Origin of the sequence: Variovorax atrisoli 110B, from assembly GCF_000382045.1 — a bacterium.
In the GTDB taxonomy this organism is placed as follows: domain Bacteria; phylum Pseudomonadota; class Gammaproteobacteria; order Burkholderiales; family Burkholderiaceae_C; genus Variovorax; species Variovorax atrisoli.
In genome coordinates this window covers 1,409,370-1,426,625 of record NZ_KB907450.1, presented here as the reverse complement: position 1 = coordinate 1,426,625, position 17,256 = coordinate 1,409,370, and the positions used below count along the sequence as shown (strand labels likewise).

General features: G+C 67.7%; 19 protein-coding genes. 11 read left to right on the top strand and 8 right to left on the bottom strand.

The genetic code is table 11. The features are described from left to right. Positions 1-2: 2 nt before the first annotated feature. Complete coding sequence (locus tag G369_RS0106780; protein ID WP_019653230.1) at positions 3-857, bottom strand: hypothetical protein; 855 nt, start codon at positions 855-857, stop codon at positions 3-5. A gap of 180 nt (positions 858-1,037) precedes the next feature. On the opposite strand from G369_RS0106780, the gene G369_RS0106775 reads away from it, so the two are divergent. Both G369_RS0106775 and G369_RS0106770 read left to right on the top strand, forming a co-directional pair. Continuing rightward, entirely contained in the window at positions 1,038-1,511 is a 474-nt protein-coding gene (locus G369_RS0106775; protein WP_019653229.1) for a cupredoxin domain-containing protein, read from the top strand. Positions 1,512-1,729: 218 nt separating this feature from the next. Continuing rightward, entirely contained in the window at positions 1,730-2,110 is a 381-nt protein-coding gene (locus tag G369_RS0106770) for a hypothetical protein (protein ID WP_019653228.1), read from the top strand. Between the two features lie 112 nt (positions 2,111-2,222). Here the strand turns inward: G369_RS0106770 and G369_RS0106765 are convergent, their stop codons facing one another. Genes G369_RS0106765 through G369_RS0106760 form a run of 3 tightly spaced genes read right to left on the bottom strand, consistent with a single transcriptional unit; the run spans position 2,223 to position 3,176 of the window. Continuing rightward, a complete protein-coding gene (locus tag G369_RS0106765; protein WP_019653227.1) occupies positions 2,223-2,612 on the bottom strand; it encodes a DUF427 domain-containing protein in 390 nt (129 codons plus the stop codon). A 22-nt stretch (positions 2,613-2,634) separates the two neighbouring features. Then, positions 2,635-2,838: a hypothetical protein gene (locus G369_RS38470; RefSeq protein ID WP_157773643.1), complete on the bottom strand. Its 204-nt coding sequence runs from the start codon at positions 2,836-2,838 to the stop codon at positions 2,635-2,637. Between the two features lie 20 nt (positions 2,839-2,858). Further along, positions 2,859-3,176, bottom strand: a complete 318-nt coding sequence (locus tag G369_RS0106760; RefSeq protein ID WP_019653226.1) for a DMT family transporter — start codon at positions 3,174-3,176, stop codon at positions 2,859-2,861. A 133-nt stretch (positions 3,177-3,309) separates the two neighbouring features. Between G369_RS0106760 and G369_RS0106755 the strand changes: the two genes are divergently transcribed. The 3 genes from G369_RS0106755 (at position 3,310) to G369_RS0106745 (ending at position 5,532) form a co-directional block, all read left to right on the top strand. Further along, the gene (locus G369_RS0106755; protein ID WP_020722976.1) at positions 3,310-3,684 is read left to right on the top strand and encodes a winged helix-turn-helix transcriptional regulator; all 375 of its coding nucleotides are present in this window, start codon (positions 3,310-3,312) and stop codon (positions 3,682-3,684) included. Further along, entirely contained in the window at positions 3,681-4,673 is a 993-nt protein-coding gene (locus G369_RS0106750; protein ID WP_019653224.1) for a Bug family tripartite tricarboxylate transporter substrate binding protein, read from the top strand. The genes G369_RS0106755 and G369_RS0106750 overlap by 4 nt, the downstream gene beginning before the upstream one ends. 82 nt (positions 4,674-4,755) lie before the next feature. Next, entirely contained in the window at positions 4,756-5,532 is a 777-nt protein-coding gene (locus G369_RS0106745; RefSeq protein WP_019653223.1) for an FABP family protein, read from the top strand. Positions 5,533-5,613: 81 nt separating this feature from the next. On the opposite strand, the gene G369_RS0106740 is transcribed toward G369_RS0106745, so the two are convergent. Beyond that, positions 5,614-6,531 carry a LysR family transcriptional regulator gene (locus G369_RS0106740; protein WP_019653222.1) on the bottom strand — a complete coding sequence of 306 codons (918 nt, stop codon included), beginning with the start codon at positions 6,529-6,531 and terminating at the stop codon, positions 5,614-5,616. 106 nt (positions 6,532-6,637) lie between these two features. On the opposite strand from G369_RS0106740, the gene G369_RS0106735 reads away from it, so the two are divergent. The 4 genes from G369_RS0106735 to G369_RS0106720 all read left to right on the top strand — a co-directional run bounded on the left by G369_RS0106735 (position 6,638) and on the right by G369_RS0106720 (position 11,582). Further along, on the top strand, positions 6,638-8,029 hold the full coding sequence (locus G369_RS0106735; protein WP_019653221.1) for an acyclic terpene utilization AtuA family protein: 1,392 nt from the start codon (positions 6,638-6,640) through the stop codon (positions 8,027-8,029). After that, positions 8,026-8,391 carry an AtuA-related protein gene (locus G369_RS0106730; protein WP_019653220.1) on the top strand — a complete coding sequence of 122 codons (366 nt, stop codon included), beginning with the start codon at positions 8,026-8,028 and terminating at the stop codon, positions 8,389-8,391. Before G369_RS0106735 ends, G369_RS0106730 begins: the two co-directional genes overlap by 4 nt. Before the next feature lie 48 nt (positions 8,392-8,439). Then, a complete protein-coding gene (locus tag G369_RS0106725; RefSeq protein WP_019653219.1) occupies positions 8,440-9,405 on the top strand; it encodes a Bug family tripartite tricarboxylate transporter substrate binding protein in 966 nt (321 codons plus the stop codon). 74 nt (positions 9,406-9,479) lie between these two features. Next, positions 9,480-11,582 (top strand): alpha/beta hydrolase domain-containing protein, encoded by a 2,103-nt coding sequence (locus G369_RS0106720; protein ID WP_019653218.1) that lies wholly within the window; start codon positions 9,480-9,482, stop codon positions 11,580-11,582. A 7-nt stretch (positions 11,583-11,589) separates the two neighbouring features. Here G369_RS0106720 and G369_RS0106715 read toward each other — a convergent pair whose 3' ends face one another. Further along, the gene (locus G369_RS0106715; RefSeq protein ID WP_019653217.1) at positions 11,590-12,369 is read right to left on the bottom strand and encodes an NAD(P)H-dependent oxidoreductase; all 780 of its coding nucleotides are present in this window, start codon (positions 12,367-12,369) and stop codon (positions 11,590-11,592) included. An 89-nt stretch (positions 12,370-12,458) separates the two neighbouring features. On the opposite strand from G369_RS0106715, the gene G369_RS0106710 reads away from it, so the two are divergent. Continuing rightward, positions 12,459-13,352 (top strand): LysR family transcriptional regulator, encoded by an 894-nt coding sequence (locus G369_RS0106710; RefSeq protein ID WP_019653216.1) that lies wholly within the window; start codon positions 12,459-12,461, stop codon positions 13,350-13,352. 25 nt (positions 13,353-13,377) lie between these two features. On the opposite strand, the gene G369_RS35505 is transcribed toward G369_RS0106710, so the two are convergent. Then, the gene (locus G369_RS35505) at positions 13,378-15,357 is read right to left on the bottom strand and encodes a sensor histidine kinase (RefSeq protein ID WP_038113821.1); all 1,980 of its coding nucleotides are present in this window, start codon (positions 15,355-15,357) and stop codon (positions 13,378-13,380) included. Positions 15,358-15,690: 333 nt separating this feature from the next. On the opposite strand from G369_RS35505, the gene G369_RS0106700 reads away from it, so the two are divergent. After that, entirely contained in the window at positions 15,691-16,686 is a 996-nt protein-coding gene (locus tag G369_RS0106700) for an OmpA family protein (RefSeq protein WP_020722974.1), read from the top strand. A 21-nt stretch (positions 16,687-16,707) separates the two neighbouring features. Here the strand turns inward: G369_RS0106700 and G369_RS0106695 are convergent, their stop codons facing one another. Further along, entirely contained in the window at positions 16,708-17,202 is a 495-nt protein-coding gene (locus G369_RS0106695; protein WP_019653213.1) for an Lrp/AsnC family transcriptional regulator, read from the bottom strand. Between the last annotated feature and the right edge of the window lie 54 nt (positions 17,203-17,256).

Here is a 17,256-nt window from a genome sequence, read left to right as displayed (position 1 = left end):
CGTCATGACCTCGGCCCGCGCAGCCTGGCCACGCCGAAGCCCAGCGCCACGGCCACGCAGAGAAACACGATCAGGGTCGGCCAGATCGAGCGGGTGAACGCAAAGGTGCCCAGCGCCGCGCCCGCGGACAGCGCGACGGCCAGCCATTCGAGCGCCGGGTCGATCCAGCTCTTGGGCGCGTTCTTGCGTTCTTCGGCTCGCGGGGCGCTCGCTTGCTTGCGCGCCTGTCGCTGCCTCGGATTGGGAAACAGAGCTCGCAGCTCCGGCGTGGGCCACGGACCGTGCGGCGAAGCGCCGATGCCCGCCAGCTGCCAGACCGGATCGGTGTCATGGCGCGAGAGGTCCGACATGAGGCCGGCGAGCGCCTTGGCGTCGTCCAGCCGCTCGATGAAGGCCAGCTCGGAACGCAGCCAAGGCTCTGCATCTGCGGCATCGGGTAGCCCTTCGGTGCGCAGCAGGATGTGGTCGTCGAAGCCTTGAGCGGCCCATGCCTCGAAGCCCTCGTAGAGCGGCCGGTAGCGCTCGCCGATGGCGGCGACGATGGCTTCACGCCGTGCCGCGAGCCGTGAAAGCGCCGTGGCCCTGTCGGTGACGAGGTAGGGGTAGGCGGCTTCGGCACCGAGGTCTTCCAGGCACTCCTCGCGCTCGACGGCGCTGTCTTCGTCATCGACGTCGTAGGCCTCGACGAAGCGGGCGCGGCGGATGTCGCCTTCGCCGAAGAGCGCGCGCCAGAACAGCGGAAAGAAGGCATTGGCCTCCAGCTCCGCGCCATGGCCGAAGAAGCCGCGCCATTCGTTGCGGTTGCCTTCGGGCATGCGCGGCAGCTTCGAGCTGGAAAGGTAGACGGGATGGGACATCTTGTTCTTCTTCGCTCCATGAAGACCCGAGGGCAGGGCTGCGCCATCTTACGGGCCGGTTCCGCCATTACGCCCTTGTAATCCGCGCGAAAGGCCATGGCCGGATGGGCTTTCCAGAATGAGAGGTATCGGCCTGGCCTCTTTTGACTTCTTTCTTATTCATTCACGGAGCATCGATTCATGAAACACGCATTCCTCGCTACTTCCGCGTTCGCGGCGCTGCTCTCCACGTACGCCGCAGGCGCCTCTGCCTCGGGCTCGCACGACGATGCCATCGGCAAGCCCGGCGTGGCCGCCAAGGCGACCCGCACGGTGGAGGTCGACATGACGGACAGCATGCGCTTCACGCCTTCGGACATCAGCGTGAAGAAGGGCGAGACCGTTCGCTTCGTCGTGAGGAACTCGGGCAGGCTCAAGCACGAACTGGTGCTCGGCACCGCGCAGGAACTGAAGTCGCACTACGCCGCGATGATGAAGAACCCCGAGATGGAGCATGCCGAGCCGAACATGGTGACGCTGGCGCCGGGCATGACCGGTGAAGTGGTCTGGCAGTTCACCAAGGCAGGAAGGGTCGATTTCGGCTGCCTGCAGCCCGGGCACTACGACGCGGGCATGAAGGGCGTGGTGAACGTGGCGCAGGCCACCCCCCGCTGATTGTTTCCGCCGCATGAACACCGCGGTTCTTTTTGCTCCGGGTTTTACCTATCCGCAGGCTCACAATTCATCCCACAGACCAGCCGACATCAACCAAGCAAGCCAGTCTGGATGAACAGGCCCCGAGCGAGGTGGCCGCCCCCGAAAGGGACGGTGCCCCACCCAAGACCGGTTCGAAACCATCCCGTATGCAAAGAACTGAACTGAAGGAAATCCAAATGACCGCCTCGAAGCTCCTCTCCGCCATCTCCATCGCCCTGCTGGCTGCTGCCGGCGCCGCCCATGCCGAAAGCTATGACGGCGTGCATCAGCTGACCTCGGCCGCAAGCCGCGCCGACGTTGCCAGCCAGGCCGTCGTTGCAGCACGCAGCGGCAACCCGTATGCAGACGGTGCCAACCAGGGTCCGGTGCAGCTGATCGCTTCCACCACCAGCCGCGCTGCCGTCCGTGCCGAAGCAGTGGCTGCTGCCCACAGCGAGAACCCGTATGCCGAAGGCGTGACCTCGCGCGTGGCACCGGTCCTGGCCAGCGGTCTCGATCGCTCCGCCGTGCGTGCCGCTGCCCGTGCGGCGGCTCGCGGTGACGCACTGCCGCTGTAATAGGCGCTGGCGCTGAAGGCGCCGAAGAAATAAGAAGCCGGGCCCTGCGAAAGCGGGGCCCGGCTTTTGTTCGATTCGGCCGGGGCTTCGTGCCCTTCTGCCGCCGTCGGTGTCAGTAGACGCGTTCTTCGATGGGGCCGACGCGATCGGGATAGAAAGCCACGTAGTCCTTGAGCTGCGAGAACGACTCGTACGGTGTCTCGTAGGTCCACACCGCATTCACCGAGCGTTCGCCGCCGGCCGGAATGCTGTAGTAGTTGCATTCGCCCTTGTAGGGGCAGTAGGTCGCATGCGAGGTGCGCTCCAGCAGAGACATCTTCACGTCCTTGCGAGGGAAGTAGTGCACGGTGCCGAAGTGGGCTTCGCGCACCGTCAGTGCCTCGCGGGTATCGGCGATGACGCAGCCATCGACCGACACCACCACGCGCAGCGGGTTCGGTGTGATGGTGATGGGATGGTCGGGGCCGGGGATCTTGATGGCGCGCTCTGCTGTAGCGAACATGGAAAGCTCCTTCGTCCTCAGGTCAGATCGGATGGCACGGAATCGGGGGATGCGGATATTGCCGCGAGCGCATGTCGATTTGAAGTCCCCGGCGAATCAGCCCATTGTCGACGTGGTTAAACAGTCGATGCCCATCGGAACGGCTCTGGAAGCCTTTCTTATTCATTTCGTTACCCGGGCGGAACTGTCGAAACGACTTCCGTGGATGCACGATGCGTGTGGTCACGATTCTGTTTCGTTTACGCATCAGCCATGGACCATGCGCAGGCCTACGGTGCCGCCGATCACCATCGCGATGCATGCAATTCGCGCGGCCGAGAGCGCTTCGCCGAAGAAGAACACGCCCATCAGCACCACGCCCACGGAGCCGATGCCGGTCCAGATCGCGTAGGCTGGCCCCAGCGGCAGATAGCGCAGGGCCCTTGCCAGAAGGTAGATGCTCAACAGCGCGGTCAGAACGCCGATCACCGACGGCACGAGCCGCGACCAGTCCTCCGATTGCTTGAGCGCGGCGGCCATCGCGATCTCGACCAGACCCGCTGCCAGCAGAAATAGCCAACCCATGAAAAAACTCCTTCGTTGTCGTTCGTTGCGGAAAAGAGGAACCGGATAATTCCGGTCCGGGCACCGATCAACAAGTACGCACCTTCTGGTAACCATGGGAAATTCAAAGATGCCGACGAAGAGGAAGCCGGATGTGGCAGAGCCAGGCGCCGATGCGACGAGCGCCGACGTGTGGAGTGTTGACTGCCCCTCGCGCCGCGTGCTGGAGCTCATCGCCAACAAGTGGGCGCTGCTGCTGATTCCGCTGCTGCGCGGCAAGCCGCAGCGCAACAACGAGCTGCTGCGCAAGGTGGGCGGCATATCTCAGAAGATGCTCACGCAGACGCTTCGCGAGCTGGAGCTCAATGGCCTGGTGCTGCGCGAAGACCGCCAGACCGTGCCCCCGCATGTCGAGTACAGGCTGAGTCCGCTGGGCTTGTCGCTGAGCAGGACGCTGATCGCGGTCGACCGCTGGGCAGAGGCCAACCATGCGCAGATCGATGCCGCGCGAGAGGAGGCCACAAGGTGAAGAAGAACCCGCTCGCAACCCTGGCCGTCTTTCTTGCAGCCGGTTTACTCGCCGCAGGCGCCTGGGCGCAACAGCAATCGCAACAGGCGTGGCCCTCCAAGCCGGTGCGCGTGATCGTGCCCGCGCCGGCCGGCAGCTCGCTCGACCTGATCGCCCGCACGCTCGCAGACCGCCTGCGCGTGATGTGGAAGCAGCCCGTGGTGATCGAGACCAAGGCCGGCGCCGGCGGCCTGATCGGCATGGACACGGTCGCCAAGGCGCCGCACGACGGCTACACGCTGGGCATCGGCTTCAACGGCCCGATCGCCTTCGGCCCCTACATGTACGCCCGCATGCCCTATGCACCGGCGCGTGACCTCGCACCGATCGTGCTCACCACCTCGCAGCCCAACGTGCTCGCGGTGCAGGCCGACAACCCCGCGAACACGCTGCCCGAGTTCGTCGAATGGGCGAGGTCGCGCGGCAACCGGTTCAGCTATGCCTCGGTGGGCGCGGGCAGTTCGTCGCACCTCACGATGGAGCTCTTTCGCAGCGCGACGCACATCGAGGCGGTGCACGTGCCGTTCTCGGGCTCGCCGCCTGCCGGGCTTTCGCTGGCGGCCGGCGACACGCAGGCGCTGTTCGCGGTGGCGCCCGCGCTGCTGCCGCTCATCCAGGGCCATCGGGTGAAGCTCATCGCCATCACCAGCGCGAAGCGATCGGAGCTCATGAAGGACCTGCCCACGGTGGCCGAGTCGGGCTATCCCGGCTTCGAGTCGCTGGCATGGAACGGCCTGTTCACTGCAGCCGGCACCCCACCCGAGGTGGTCCAGCGCATCAACGCCGACGTCAACGCGGTGCTGCAGGAGCCGGTGGTGCGCGAATTGCTTGCCAACCAGGGGCTGGTGGCAGGCGGCGGTTCGCCCGAGGAGTTCAGGGCCTTCATCGATGCCGAAGGTCGCAAGTGGGGCGCGATCATCGCGAAGGTCGGCATCCGGCTCGACCAGTGAGCTTCCGGCGAGTCAGGAAAGCCGAAAATCGTTGAGCGACACTCCTGCCCCATACAGCAAGCCCCATCGAGGAGAGAAGAACATGGAACAGCAACAACCCGCGACGCAATTCCCGCACGACATCTACACCGAGCCGGAACCCGATCCGAACACCCTGGCCAACCTGGGCCCGCTCGCGGCGCTGGCCGGCGTCTGGACCGGCTCTGCCGGCCACGACGTGAGCCCGAAGGAAGACGGCCCGGAGGCGGAGGCCTACATCGAGACCGCGGAGTTCCAGCCCATCGACGCGCAGACCAACGGCCCGCAGATCTTCTATGGCCTGCGCTACCACCTGCGCATCGTCAAGCCCGATGACGTCGAGACCTTCCACGACCAGGTCGGCTACTGGCTCTGGGAGCCCGCAACCGGCGCGCTGATCCAGACGCTCAGCATTCCGCGCGGCCTCACCGCCATGGCCACCGGCCGCGCGAAGGCCGACGACCGCAGCTTCAGGCTTGAAGCCGTGCGCGGCAGCGAGAACAACGGCATCGTGGACAACCCCTTCCTGGACCACGCGTTCAAGACGCTGCGCTACGGCATCGACGTGACGGTGCACGACGACGGCAGCTGGTCCTACGAGATCGAGACGGTGCTCCAGGTCTTCGGCAAGGCCGAGCCCTTCAGCCACACCGACCGCAACACCATGCACAAGATCGGCGAACCCACGCCGAACCCGACTGCGCTCGCCGCGATGAAGGCGCAGGCGGAGGCCGCTGTGGAGTCGGTGGTGGAAGCCGCAGTGGAGGCGGTGGCGGCGACCGGGAAGGCAACGGACAAGGCTGCGGGGACGGGGGCCGAAGCGGGCGCGGAACCGGCCTGAACCGTTTCCCGGTTCGTCCCGAGGCGGCGAGCGCCGCTTGCATGTCGACTCGGTAGCTAGACGAGCGGCGCCGACCGGCCTTCAGTCCAGACGCAGCGACCCGAGCCGTTCGACGATCAGGTCGTTCAGCGTCTGCGCCGCCACCGACAGGCTGCCCTCGCGCCGCTGCACCAGATAGAGCGTGCGCGTGAGAGTGGGAAGCGGCAGCGGCCGCGTCACCAGCGTCTCGCGCTGGAAATGGAAGAGCGTGAGCGCGGGCACCACGCTGATGCCCACCCCGGCCTCGACGAGCCCCATCACCGTGGCGAGGTGCTCCACCTCGAACACCGAGTTCAGCCGCTGCGGATGCAGCGCCGCGTCGAGCGCCTGGCGCACGCTGCTGTTGCGCGTCATCTGGATGAACGGGTAGGGCGCGATCTTCTTCAGCGTCAGGCGCGGTTCCTGCGCGAGCGGATGGTCGGCGCGGCAGACGAGATGGAAGCGGTCGGTGCACAGCCTGCTCGCGCGCAGGTCGCTGTCGGCCGTGCCGCCCGCGCCCGAGGCGGCGAGTGCGAAGTCGGCCTGGCCACTGCGCACGAGTGCGATGCAGGCGTCCGACAGCGCGTCGTCCAGGTCGACGCGGATGCCGGGCCATGCCTGCATGAACTCGGCGAACACCGAAGGCAGCCAGCCGGCCGCGAGAGAGGGCAGCGCGGCCACGCGCACACGGCCCTTGCGGCGCTCCACGTGATCGGCGAGGTCGTCCATGGCGCTGCCCATGTCGTCGAGCAGCCGGCGCGCCGAACTCTCGAACAGCCGGCCTTCGGGCGTGAGTTGCACGCTGCGCGTGTCGCGGTCGAACAGGCGCGTGCCGACGGCGTCTTCGAGCGTGCGGATCAGCGCGCTGAATGCGGGCTGCGAGAGATGGCTGCCCTGCGCCGCGCGCGTGAAGTTGCGGTGCTCGGCCAGCGCGAGAAAGGCGCGCAGCTGCCGCGTGGAAAGGTCGGGCGTCTTTCGCATGTAGGTCTCGTCTCCGTGCCGTGGCGGCTTCTTATTTGAAAAGCAGATCAATCGATCCGTATTTTCGATTTTACGGATGAGCAGGCGCTGCCTACAGTGCACCGCGATGAATCTCACTGACACGCCAACGCTGCTGATCGGCTGCGCCGCGGGCTTCTCGGGCGACCGCACCGACGCCGCCGGCCCGGTGGTCGACACGCTGATCGCGCGGCTGGCCCACGGTCCGAAGGGGCGGCGCGCCTTCCTGATCTTCGAGACGCTGGCCGAACGCACGCTCGCGCTGGCCCAGCTGCGCCGCCGCGACAACCCCGAGGCAGGCTACGAGCCGCTGCTCGACCCCATGCTGCGGCCCGTGCTCGCGCGCTGCCTGGCGCACGGCGTCCGCATCGTGAGCAACTTCGGTGCTGCCAACCCGCGCGCCGCTGCCCGGCACATCGCACGCATGGCGCGTGAGCTGGGCGCGAGCGCGCCGCGCATCGCGGTGGTGGAGGGCGACGACCTGTCGGGGCCCGAGCACCGCGCGATGCTGCAGGAGGCACTGGGCGCGCAAATGGAAGGCCTGCGCGTGGTGAGCGCCAATGCCTACATCGGTGCCGAGCCCATCGCCGCTGCGCTCGACGCGGGCGCGCAGATCGTGGTGTGCGGCCGCGTGGCCGACCCGTCGCTCACGGTAGGCCCGGCCATGTCGCACTTCGGCTGGCGCGCCGACGACTGGAACAGGCTGGCCCGCGCGACCATGGCGGGCCACCTGCTCGAATGCGGCGCGCAGGTGTGCGGCGGCTACTTCGCCGACCCGGGCTACAAGGACGTGCCCGGCCTGGAGTCCGTCGGCTTTCCCATCGCCGAGATCGACGCCGAAGGCCGCTGCACCATCGGCAAGGCCGACGGCACCGGCGGCCTCGTGAGCGAGGCCACGGTGAAGGAACAGCTGCTCTACGAGGTGCACGACCCGGCCGCCTACCTGACGCCCGACGTGGTCGCCGACATCTCCGACGCCGAGGTGCAGGCGCTGGACTGCGCCGACCGCGTGGCGCTTTCCGGCGTGCGCGGCCATGCGCGGCCGGACCGCTACAAGGTCAACGTGTGCCATGAAGGCGGCTGGCTGGCCGAGGGCGAGATCTCCTATGCCGGCCCGCGCGCCGAGGCCCGTGCGCGGCTCGCGGCGGAGGTGCTCGGCAAACGGCTCGACGGCCTCTCGCTGCGCGTGGACCTGATCGGCGCGCTGAGCATCTTCGGCGACGACGCCGGCCGCGCGCTGGCGGACACACCCGATGCCGGCCTGCGCGACGTGCGCCTGCGCGTCGCGGCCTCGCACACGGAGCGCGCGCAGGCCGAGCGGCTGGTGCGCGAGGTGATGGCGCTCTACACCTGCGGCCCGGCGGGCGGCGGCGGCGTGCGCACCGCGCTCACGCCGCGGCTCAACACGCTGTCGTGCCTGTTGCCGCGAGAGGCGATCCCGGTGCGCTTCGCGCTGCTTTCGCAGGAGGAACTGGCATGAAGAACGCCGCAGACACCATCGAAGTGCCGCTGTACCGCGCCGCCCACGGCCGCACCGGCGACAAGGGCGACCGCTCCAACATCAGCGTCATCGCCTGGCATGCGCAGCTCTATCCCGTGCTGGTGGAGCAGCTCACGCCCGAGCGGGTGGCGGCGCAGTTCCATCACCGCGCGCCATCGCAGGTGCAGCGTTTCCTGCTGCCGAAGCTCAATGCGATGAACTTCGTGCTCGACGCGGTGCTCGACGGCGGCGTCAACGACGCGCTGAACCTCGACGCGCACGGCAAGGCGCTTTCCTTCCTGCTGCTCGACATGCCGGTGCGCGTGCCGCGCGAGCTGGTGCCGCTGCTGGCCGGGCCTTAGCCGCAAACCTTTTTTCCTTCCCAAGCCATTCCATACGGAGACAAGACAATGAAGCGATTCCCCCTCACCATGCTGACCGCCGCGCTGGCCGTGGTGCCGCTGCTGGCCCAGGCGCAGGCCTTTCCCGAGAAGCCGATCACCTTCGTCGTGCCCTTCGCTGCCGGCACGGCCACCGACCAGATCGCGCGTGCGCTCGGCACCCAGATCACCGCGGAGACCAAGCAGGCCGTGGTGATCGACAACAAGGCGGGCGCCAGCGGCTTCATCGCCTCGCAGAGCGTGGCCAAGGCGCCGGCGGACGGCTACACGGTGCTCATCACCACCAACACCACGCACGCGGCCAACGAGCACCTGTTCAAGAAGCTGCCCTACGACCCGGTCAAGGACTTCTCGCCCGTCGCAGCACTCGGCAAGGGCGGGCAGATCATGGTGGTGAACCCCACCTTCCCCGCGAAGAGCGTGGCCGAGTTCATCGCGCTCGCGAAGAAGGAGCCCGGCAAGTACAGCTTCGGCAGCGGCAGTTCATCGAGCCGCATGGCGGGCGAGCTGCTGCAGCAGATGGCCGACATCAAGCTCTTGCACGTGCCCTACAAGAGCAACACGCTCGCCGTGACCGACCTGCTGGGCGGGCAGATCAACATGATGATCACCGACACCGCCACCGGCCTTCCCCAGGTCAAGGCCGGCAAGCTGCGCGCGCTGGGCTTCTCCAGTTCCACGCGCTCGACGCTCGCGCCCGACGTGCCCACCATCGCCGAGGCCGGCGTGAAGGGCTACGAGATGGGCTACTGGTTCGCGGCCTACGCGCCCGCGAAGACGCCGCCGGCCGTGGTCAAGCGGCTCAACGAGCTGCTGGTCAAGGCCGCGAAGAGCGAGGCCGCGAAGACCGCCTTCTACGAACCGACCGGCACCGAGGTGTTCACCAGCTCGCCGGAAGAACTGGCGAAGTTCCAGGCCGGCGAATCGCAGAAATGGGGCCGCATCGTGAAGGCTGCCGGCATCGAGGCCGAGTGAGCTGACGGCCTGCACGCCGTAGCGGGGATCGGCGCCGCATACATACAAAAGATCCACAACGAAGGAGACAAACCATGAAACGCTGGAGCCTCAGGGCTGCCACGGTGGCTTCGGCCGCCCTTTTTCTTCTGAGCGCCTGCGGCGGGAGCGGCGGAGGAGGAGGGGGCGAGCTGATCCTGCCGCCGCCTTCCACCGGAACCCCGTCGACGCCCGCGCCCCCGCCCACGGCGGCCGCCGCCCCGAAGTACAAGCTCGCCATCACCGCCACGGAAGACGTCGCCGGCACCTTCGGCAGCGTCGGTGCCTACGAGAAGATCACCGGCACCTTCACCGGCGAGGTCGATCCGAAGGACGCGCGCAACGCGATCATCCAGGACCTGCAGCTCGCGCCGCTCAACGCCAATGGCAAGGTCGAGTACACCTCCGACTTCGTGCTCTTCAAGCCCAAGGACATGAGCAAGGCCAGCGGCGTGCTGCGCTACGACGCGCCCAACCGCGGCAACATCGTCAACCTCGATCCGTACTTCGCCTCGCGCGGCTACGTGTTCCTCACGGCCGCATGGCAGGGCGACGTGCCGGCCGCAGCCGGCAAGCTTACGCTGAAGGTGCCGGTCGCGAAGAACGCCGACGGCAGCAGCATCACCGGCACCTATCGCGCCGAGCTGCTGCCCACCGCGGCCACCAACGATTCGCTGCCGCTGCCCGGCGGTCCGTTCAATGCCGCGATGCAGGCCTACCCGACCGCGAGCCTCGACAACACCAAACCCGGCTATGTGCTCACGCGCCGCATCAACGAGGGCGATGCGCGGCAGCTCATTCCCGCGAGCGAGTGGAAGTTCGCGAAGTGCAGCGCCGCTACGCCGTTTCCGGGCACGCCCGACGAGACGAGCGTGTGCCTGAAGGACAAATGGGACCCGGCCTATCTGTACGAGCTGGTCTACGTCGCGAAGGACCCGAAGGTCATGGGCCTGGGCCTCGCGGCGCTGCGCGACATGATCACCTTCTTCCATCGCGATGCCAGCGATTCGGCCGGCACGGCCAATCCGGTGGCCGCCGCGATCAGGAACACGATCGCCTCCGGCGTCTCGCAGTGCGGCAACTTCATGAAGACCTTCGTGCACCTCGGCTTCAATGAGGACCGTGCAGGGCAGAAGGTGTTCGACGGCGTGTTCGCGCAGATCGCGGCGCGGCAGACCAACATCAACATGCGCTTCGCCATTCCCGGCGGCGGCGGCGGCGTGCGCGCCGACCACACGGCCTTCGGACAGGCGGGCACGCGCGGGCTCTCGAAGGACTACGTGGACGACGTGGCGCAGCGCCGCGGCGGCATCCTGTCGCGCTGCGAGGCCAGCGGCACCTGCCCCAAGCTCTTCATCGGCTTCAGCGGTACCGAGTTCTACGTGCTGCAGGGCTCGCCGCTGCTGACCGATGCGTGGGGTACGACCGACCTCGTGCAGCCTGCGAACGCCCGCGTCTACTACTACGCCAGCACGCACCATCTGCTGGGCCTGGCTTCGCTGCCGGGCTCGAGCGCCGGCGCGCTCTATGCGACCAACGGCAATGCCGGCGTAATCCCGGTGGTGCGCGCGCTGTACCAGAACCTGGAAGACTGGGTCGTCAAGGGCACCACGCCGCCCGACAGCCAGGTGCCGAAGATCGCCGACGCCACGCTGGTGCGGCCGCAGCAGGTCAAGTTCCCTTCCATTCCCGGCGTGAACTACACGGGGCTGGTCAACAACTACTCGCTGCTCGACTGGGGCCCGAACTACCGTCCGCAGGACGAGAGCGGCATCGCCACCCAGGTACCGCCGGCCTACCTGGGCCGCGACTACGCGATCCTGGTGCCGCAGGTGGACGCCGACGGCAACGACGTCGCCGGCATCCGCAGCCTCGACGTGGCCGTGCCGCTGGGTACCAACACCGGCTGGAACTACACGAGCGTGCCGGGCCGCATCGACCAGGCAGGCCTCTTCGGCTCGTACTTCCCTTTCGCGAAGACGGCCGCGCTGCGCGGTGCCGATCCGCGGCCCTCGCTGCAGGAGCGCTACACCGACCAGGCTGGCTACGTGGCGGCGGTGACCGCGGCCGCCGACGACCTGGTGGCGAAGCGCTTCATGCTGCGCGTGGACGCCGATGCGGCCATCGCCAACGCGGCGGCGAACCCGGTGCTTCCCTGAGCCCGCGTCAACCCGCGGTGTGCACCCCGAAGCCCGTCTTGCCCGGCGCGATGTGCTCGCGCAGGGTGAGGGCGGGAATCTCGTAGTCGCCTCCGTTCTGGCGGCGGAACGGAATCGGCTCGACGCTGAAGAGCGTGTCGAGCCGCTCGCCCAGCTCCTGCGTGATGCGCGCGTATGCGGGCTCGTCGACCTTGTCGGTGCGATACACGACGTAGGGCGGCAGCACGTCGAAGCCGGGGTAGTAGAGGATGCCGTGCTGGATCGGGAAGAGCAGTTCTTCGATCGGCCCGTTGACGCCGCGCGGCGCGTAATGCGAGGCCCAGCCGCCGGCGGTAACCACCAGCATGGCGCGCTTGCCCGCCATGACGCCTTCGCCGAAGCGGTCGCCCCAGTGCCGGTCCGAATGCTCGCCCACGCCATAGGCGAAGCCGTAGGCGTAGATGCGCTCGACCCAGCCCTTGAGGATGGCGGGCATCGAGTACCACCAGAGCGGAAACTGCAGGATCACCGCGTCGGCCCAGAGCAGCTTCTCCTGCTCGGCGGTGATGTCGGCTGTCTGCGTGCCGGCCTCGAAGGCCCGTTGCGAATCCAGGATCGGGTCGAATTGCGCGGCGGCGTCGCGTGCCGGAAAGTCGTCGGCGTCCAGCGCGGGCTTCCAGCGCATGGCGTAGAGGTCGGACACGCGCACGGAATGGCCGTTGGCCGTGAGGCGATCGACCATGAAGCGGTGCAGCGAGCCATTGAGCGAGGCGGGTTCGGGATGGGCCAGGACCAGGAGGACGTTCATGATTTCTTGAGGGTTCGAGTGGAGATGCCCTCAGGTTAGGTACGCTGGCGATATATTGGAAATGAATAGTCTGAATTCCAGGAATTGCCATGAACAATTTCAGCCGCCTCGACCTGAACCTGCTGGTCACGCTCGACACCCTGCTGGCCGAGCGCAACGTCACCCGCGCCGCCGAGCGGCTGAACCTGTCGCAGCCTTCGGTGAGCGTGCAGCTGGCAAAGCTGCGCGAAGTGTTCGGCGATCCGCTGCTGCTGCCTGCGCAGCGCGGCATGCGGCCCACCGCGCGGGCCGACGAATTGCGCGAGCCGTTGCGCGAGGCCCTGGAGGCGCTGGGCCGGGCGGTCGCGCCGACGCGGCCCTTCGAGCCGGCCGAGGCGGGCACCACCTGGCGCGTCGCGGCGGCCGACTACGCCGAGTCGGCCATCCTGCTGCCGGCGCTGGCCGGGCTGCGCGCCGCCGCACCGAGCACCCGGCTGGCGGTGGTGGAGGCCGTGCCTTCGCGCATGGCGCGGCAGCTCGAAAGCGGCGAGATCGACCTGTTCTTCCATACCAGCGTGGGCGCGCCGCCGGGCCTGCATGCGCGGGTGCTCTTCCAGGAGCGCTATGTGCTCGTGGGGCGCGCGGGCCATCCGCGCCTGAAGCGCCGGCCGACGCTGGCGCAGTTCTGCGCGCTGGAGCACGTGGTGGTGTCGCCGGCCGGCGGCGGCTTCGCAGGGCCCACCGACGAGGCACTGGCGCAGCAGGGGTTGACGCGCAAGGTGGTGCTGTCGGTGCCGCACTTCCTTTTCATGATGTCGGCGGTGGCGGGCACCGACATGGTCGCGATGCTGCCCGAGCGGCTGGCGCGCACCGCGCCCGGATTGCGCGTGGTGGAGGCGCCGCTGGAGGTGCCGGGCTACGAGATGGCGATGCTCTGGCACGAGCGCCGGCATCGCGATCCGGCGCACAAGTGGCTGCGCGAGCAGATCGCGGGCAGCCTCTGAGCCTTTCTCTGGACCTGCGCCGCGTTCAGGCCACGCCCAGGACCTTGCCGACCCCGGCCTGCCGTTCCAGCGGAAGCCAGAGCACGAAGCGCGTGCCGGCGGTGCCTGCCTCCCAGCTCACCGTGCCGCCGATCTCCTGCGCCCGCCGCTGCTGGTTGCGCAGCCCGCGGCCGCCGCGCCGCATGGCCGCGCTCACGTCGAAGCCGCCGCCGTTGTCCTCGACGACCACGCAAACGCCCTCGTCGGCCACGGAGGTGCTCACGCAGATGGTGGTGGCGCGGGTGTGGCGCAGCACGTTGGCCACGCACTCCTGCACGATGCGCAGGATGTGCAGCGCGCCGTCGGGGTCGAGCCAGTTGAGCGCGGGAACCGGCTGCACCTCCCACTGCAGCGCGATGCCGGCGCTCTCGATGCGCGGCGCCAGGCGGAAGCGCATGGTCGCCAGCAGCAGGAGCAGGTCGGCATCGACGCTTTCCATGGAGTCGATCACCAGCCGCAGGTCTTCCATGCAGCCCTTGAGCACCTCGGAGATCTCGGCCTCCGTCATGGCGCCGCGTTCCACCGAGCGGATCGCGCTGATCAGCGACGAGCCCAGTCCGTCGTGCATGTCCTGCATCAGGCGGCGGCGCTCGGCGCTGAGCATGTGCTGGTTCTCGCTCGCGCGAAGGCGCTGGTAGCTCTGCTCGAGTTCGGCCTCGCGCTCCCTCAGGCGCTGCGCCAGGCCCCTGTTGAGCCGGCCCACCTCGGCGAAGGCGCCGGTGTAGCGCTGGAACATGATGTACGAGAAGACGAAGAACAGGCTGATGATCGCGTAGGGCGACATGTACACGCTCTCCGGGCTCACCAGGTTGTTCTGCAGCAGCCCGTCGTACGACGTGAGCGCGAGCGCGAACACGGTCCAGACCGCCACCAGCCGGCCTTCGCTCTGCTGGTTGTGCAGCGACTTGCGCAGGTTGACGGTGAAGATCAGCACCGCCACCGGCAGCACCGCGAGGTTGAGCAGCGGCGTGAACAGATAGAGGCTGACGATCTTCTCCGACACGTGCGGCAACGTCGAGATGCTGCACGCCACGGCCAGCGTCACCGCGATGCGGGTCAGCCACACGGAGGGCTGCTGGTGCAGGCGCTGCAGGAACAGGTGGATGAGGATGACCAGCCACAGCAGGCTCGATACGGTCATCCATTCGAACCACTCGTCGGAAATGGGGATGTAGCTGCCGCCCGCGTAGTAGTGCAGCGTCCTGAAGAAGGCGAGCGCGGAGATCGCGAAGAACAGCAGGTAGAGCAGTTCGCGCCGCCGCCCCATCCAGACGGCGAAGGCGAAGGCGCCCACCGCCAGGAAGGCTGCGCTGCCCATGAAGGGAAGCTGCACCTGCAGCAGCTGGCGGATCTGGTAGCGCCAGCTCAGCGAGGCCTCGCTGCCGACCCAGACCGTGGAGAAGCCGCTGCCGCTGTTGCGCAGCCGGTTCACGCGGATCAGCACCGTGCTGGGCGGGGGCGTGCCGGCCGCGGCGTTCAGCGGGATCAGCAGAGGGTGGTTGTAGCCGTTGTGGATCGGGCTGCCGTGCGACTGGTAGAGCAGGGCGCCGTCGCCGTACACCGCGATGTGGCCCAGCGTCTTCCAGCGCGGGAGATAGAGCAGCTGAGGCTCGCGCACCGAAGCCCTGGCGGACAGGTCGATGCGGTACCAGTCGGTCACGGTGCGTGCGCCGCTGCCTTCGTCGGGCACCAGCTCGCGTCCCACCGTGTGCGGGAGGTTGACCTTTCTCCAGCCTTTTTCGGGCAGCGCGGCGTCCTGCACGTCGCGGGGAGGCGCGGTATAGCCGTTGCCAGGGACGGAAAGCAGCTCGACCCGCGTGATGTGAACGGCCTCGGCTTCGTGCGGCGATTGCCCCGCCGCGGGCTCGGCGGCGTTTGCGAAAGACAGGAGTGCCGGCGCGGCGGCCAGCAAAAGCTTTGCGATCCACCTGCCGATTCGCCAACAGCTCTTGCTGCCAAGCCTCATAGATCGCTCTGCCTTGGAAGTCGCTTCTTTGTGATTTGCAACGGCCCGAAACCGTTGCTTTACGGCTTCGGGCCGTGGAGCCCGGATCCCGCCCTCGCGAGACGGGCGCGATTATGTTCCCCGTCGAATATTGGTGCGATTACGCCTGTTAACACGGCCGCGACCCCGGGGCGGGCCGTGTCTGCGGGGGCTTCCGGCGGGGGGCGCGGCATAGGCCGTCCGTCGAATGCACAGCGGTGGCGGCATTCCCTAGCATGGACGGAACTCCGCGTTCCGCGCCCGCGCCCGCCTTCCTACCTATTCCAGGCCCTGCCGATGAAACAGTCCGCCTTCATGGTTCTCGTTGCCCGCCTGGCGGCAGGCGCACTGCTCTCGACCGCCGCCGGCTCGTTCGCCGCCGAGCCGGCCAAGGACAACCCGCTGATCGGCCGCTACGAGGGCTCGGTGCTCGACGGCTACAAGGCGGCTGCCTATGACGAAGTCGGCCTCATCAAGGAGCCGTTCCAGAACTGGGGCGGCGGCAAGCCCGACCTGCTCAAGGTCGAGGGCAAGGTCACGCTCTATCTATACAGGCTGCCCAAGGAGCGCTCGCTGCTGGAGGTGCAGCGCAACTACGAGTCCAGCCTCAAGGCCAAGGGCTTCGAGGTGCTGTTCAGCTGCGGCACCGCCAATGGCTCCTGCTACAAGCCGCGCGACGGCCGCGTGGATACCACCACGCCCTACGACTTCGCGCTGGCCTTCGACGAGCCCGAGTGGCCGCGCCTGGGCAGCCGGGGCGACTACGCGCGCAACTATTTCTCGGTGAGCGGACGCTACCTGCTCGCAAGAAAGACCGGCCCCTCGGGCACCGTCTACGCCAGCATCGCGCTGGCCGAGCACAACGCCGAGGTCGGCAACCACGCCTTCGTGCGGGTGGTGGAGAGCAAGGCGATGGAGGAGAACAAGATCGTGTTCCTCGACGCCACGGCCATGCAGAAGAGCCTGGCGGAGACGGGGCGCGTCAATCTCTACGGCATCCTGTTCGACCTCGACAAGGACGTGATCCGCCCCGAGTCGCAGCCCACGCTCGACGAGATGACCAAGCTCATGCGCAACAACCCGCCGCTGAAGCTGTCGGTGGTGGGCCACACAGACGCGCAGGGCGACGCCAGGCACAACGACGACCTGTCGAAGCGCCGGGCGCTGGCGGTGATCGCCGTGCTGGTGAAGGCGGGCGTGGACCCGCGGCGCTTCACCACCCGCGGTGCCGGAGCCTCCGAGCCCGTGGCGCCAAACGACAGCGAGGCGGGGCGGGCGAAGAACCGCCGGGTGGAGCTGATCCGCCTCTGAGCCCGGCCATGGCGGCGTGCCTCAGATGATGGGCACGCTCGCTTCCTTCAGAACCCGCAGCACGAAATGCGACTTGCTGTGGCGGATGCCCGGGATCTTGTAGAGCTTCTCGCGCAGCAGCCGCTCGTAGTCGCGCGTGTCGCGCACGGCGATGCGGATGTAGTAGTCGTAGTCGCCCGAGACCAGGTAGGCCTCCTGGATCTCAGGGATGGTGGCGAGCGTGCGGCCGAAGTCGTAGAGCGTCTCGTCGGTGTGGCTCTCCAGCGTGACCTGCACGATCACCGAGTCGTGGTAGCCGAGCCTGGCCGGGTCGACATCGACCGTATAGCGCTTGATGACGCCCGTGGCTTCCAGTTTCTTGATACGCGTCCAGCAGCTGGTGGGCGAGAGGCCGACCTCGTTGCCGATCTCCTGCAGGGTCTTGCGCGAGTCCAGCAGGAGCACCCGCAGGATCGCCAGGTCGGTCTTGTCGAAAGATCCTTCGCTGTCGCTCGGTGTTTGCCGATTGGTTTTCATGAATCGAGCTTAAAGAGCCAAAAGAAAGATGCATATTCTGCGCCCGAAACGGAA

What these genes read in the sequence shown, in the direction of transcription:
- G369_RS0106760 (WP_019653226.1), bottom strand. Translation starts at nt 3,176, where the DNA reads ATGGGTTGGCTATTTCTGCTGGCAGCGGGTCTGGTCGAGATCGCGATG.
- G369_RS0106695 (WP_019653213.1), bottom strand. Translation starts at nt 17,202, where the DNA reads ATGAAAACCAATCGGCAAACACCGAGCGACAGCGAAGGATCTTTCGAC.
- G369_RS0106715 (WP_019653217.1), bottom strand. Translation starts at nt 12,369, where the DNA reads ATGAACGTCCTCCTGGTCCTGGCCCATCCCGAACCCGCCTCGCTCAAT.
- G369_RS0106725 (WP_019653219.1), top strand. Translation starts at nt 8,440, where the DNA reads ATGAAGCGATTCCCCCTCACCATGCTGACCGCCGCGCTGGCCGTGGTG.
- G369_RS0106745 (WP_019653223.1), top strand. Translation starts at nt 4,756, where the DNA reads ATGGAACAGCAACAACCCGCGACGCAATTCCCGCACGACATCTACACC.
- G369_RS0106775 (WP_019653229.1), top strand. Translation starts at nt 1,038, where the DNA reads ATGAAACACGCATTCCTCGCTACTTCCGCGTTCGCGGCGCTGCTCTCC.
- G369_RS0106730 (WP_019653220.1), top strand. Translation starts at nt 8,026, where the DNA reads ATGAAGAACGCCGCAGACACCATCGAAGTGCCGCTGTACCGCGCCGCC.
- G369_RS0106720 (WP_019653218.1), top strand. Translation starts at nt 9,480, where the DNA reads ATGAAACGCTGGAGCCTCAGGGCTGCCACGGTGGCTTCGGCCGCCCTT.
- G369_RS0106710 (WP_019653216.1), top strand. Translation starts at nt 12,459, where the DNA reads ATGAACAATTTCAGCCGCCTCGACCTGAACCTGCTGGTCACGCTCGAC.
- G369_RS0106700 (WP_020722974.1), top strand. Translation starts at nt 15,691, where the DNA reads ATGGTTCTCGTTGCCCGCCTGGCGGCAGGCGCACTGCTCTCGACCGCC.
- G369_RS0106780 (WP_019653230.1), bottom strand. Translation starts at nt 857, where the DNA reads ATGTCCCATCCCGTCTACCTTTCCAGCTCGAAGCTGCCGCGCATGCCC.
- G369_RS0106770 (WP_019653228.1), top strand. Translation starts at nt 1,730, where the DNA reads ATGACCGCCTCGAAGCTCCTCTCCGCCATCTCCATCGCCCTGCTGGCT.
- G369_RS0106735 (WP_019653221.1), top strand. Translation starts at nt 6,638, where the DNA reads ATGAATCTCACTGACACGCCAACGCTGCTGATCGGCTGCGCCGCGGGC.
- G369_RS0106740 (WP_019653222.1), bottom strand. Translation starts at nt 6,531, where the DNA reads ATGCGAAAGACGCCCGACCTTTCCACGCGGCAGCTGCGCGCCTTTCTC.
- G369_RS35505 (WP_038113821.1), bottom strand. Translation starts at nt 15,357, where the DNA reads ATGAGGCTTGGCAGCAAGAGCTGTTGGCGAATCGGCAGGTGGATCGCA.
- G369_RS0106765 (WP_019653227.1), bottom strand. Translation starts at nt 2,612, where the DNA reads ATGTTCGCTACAGCAGAGCGCGCCATCAAGATCCCCGGCCCCGACCAT.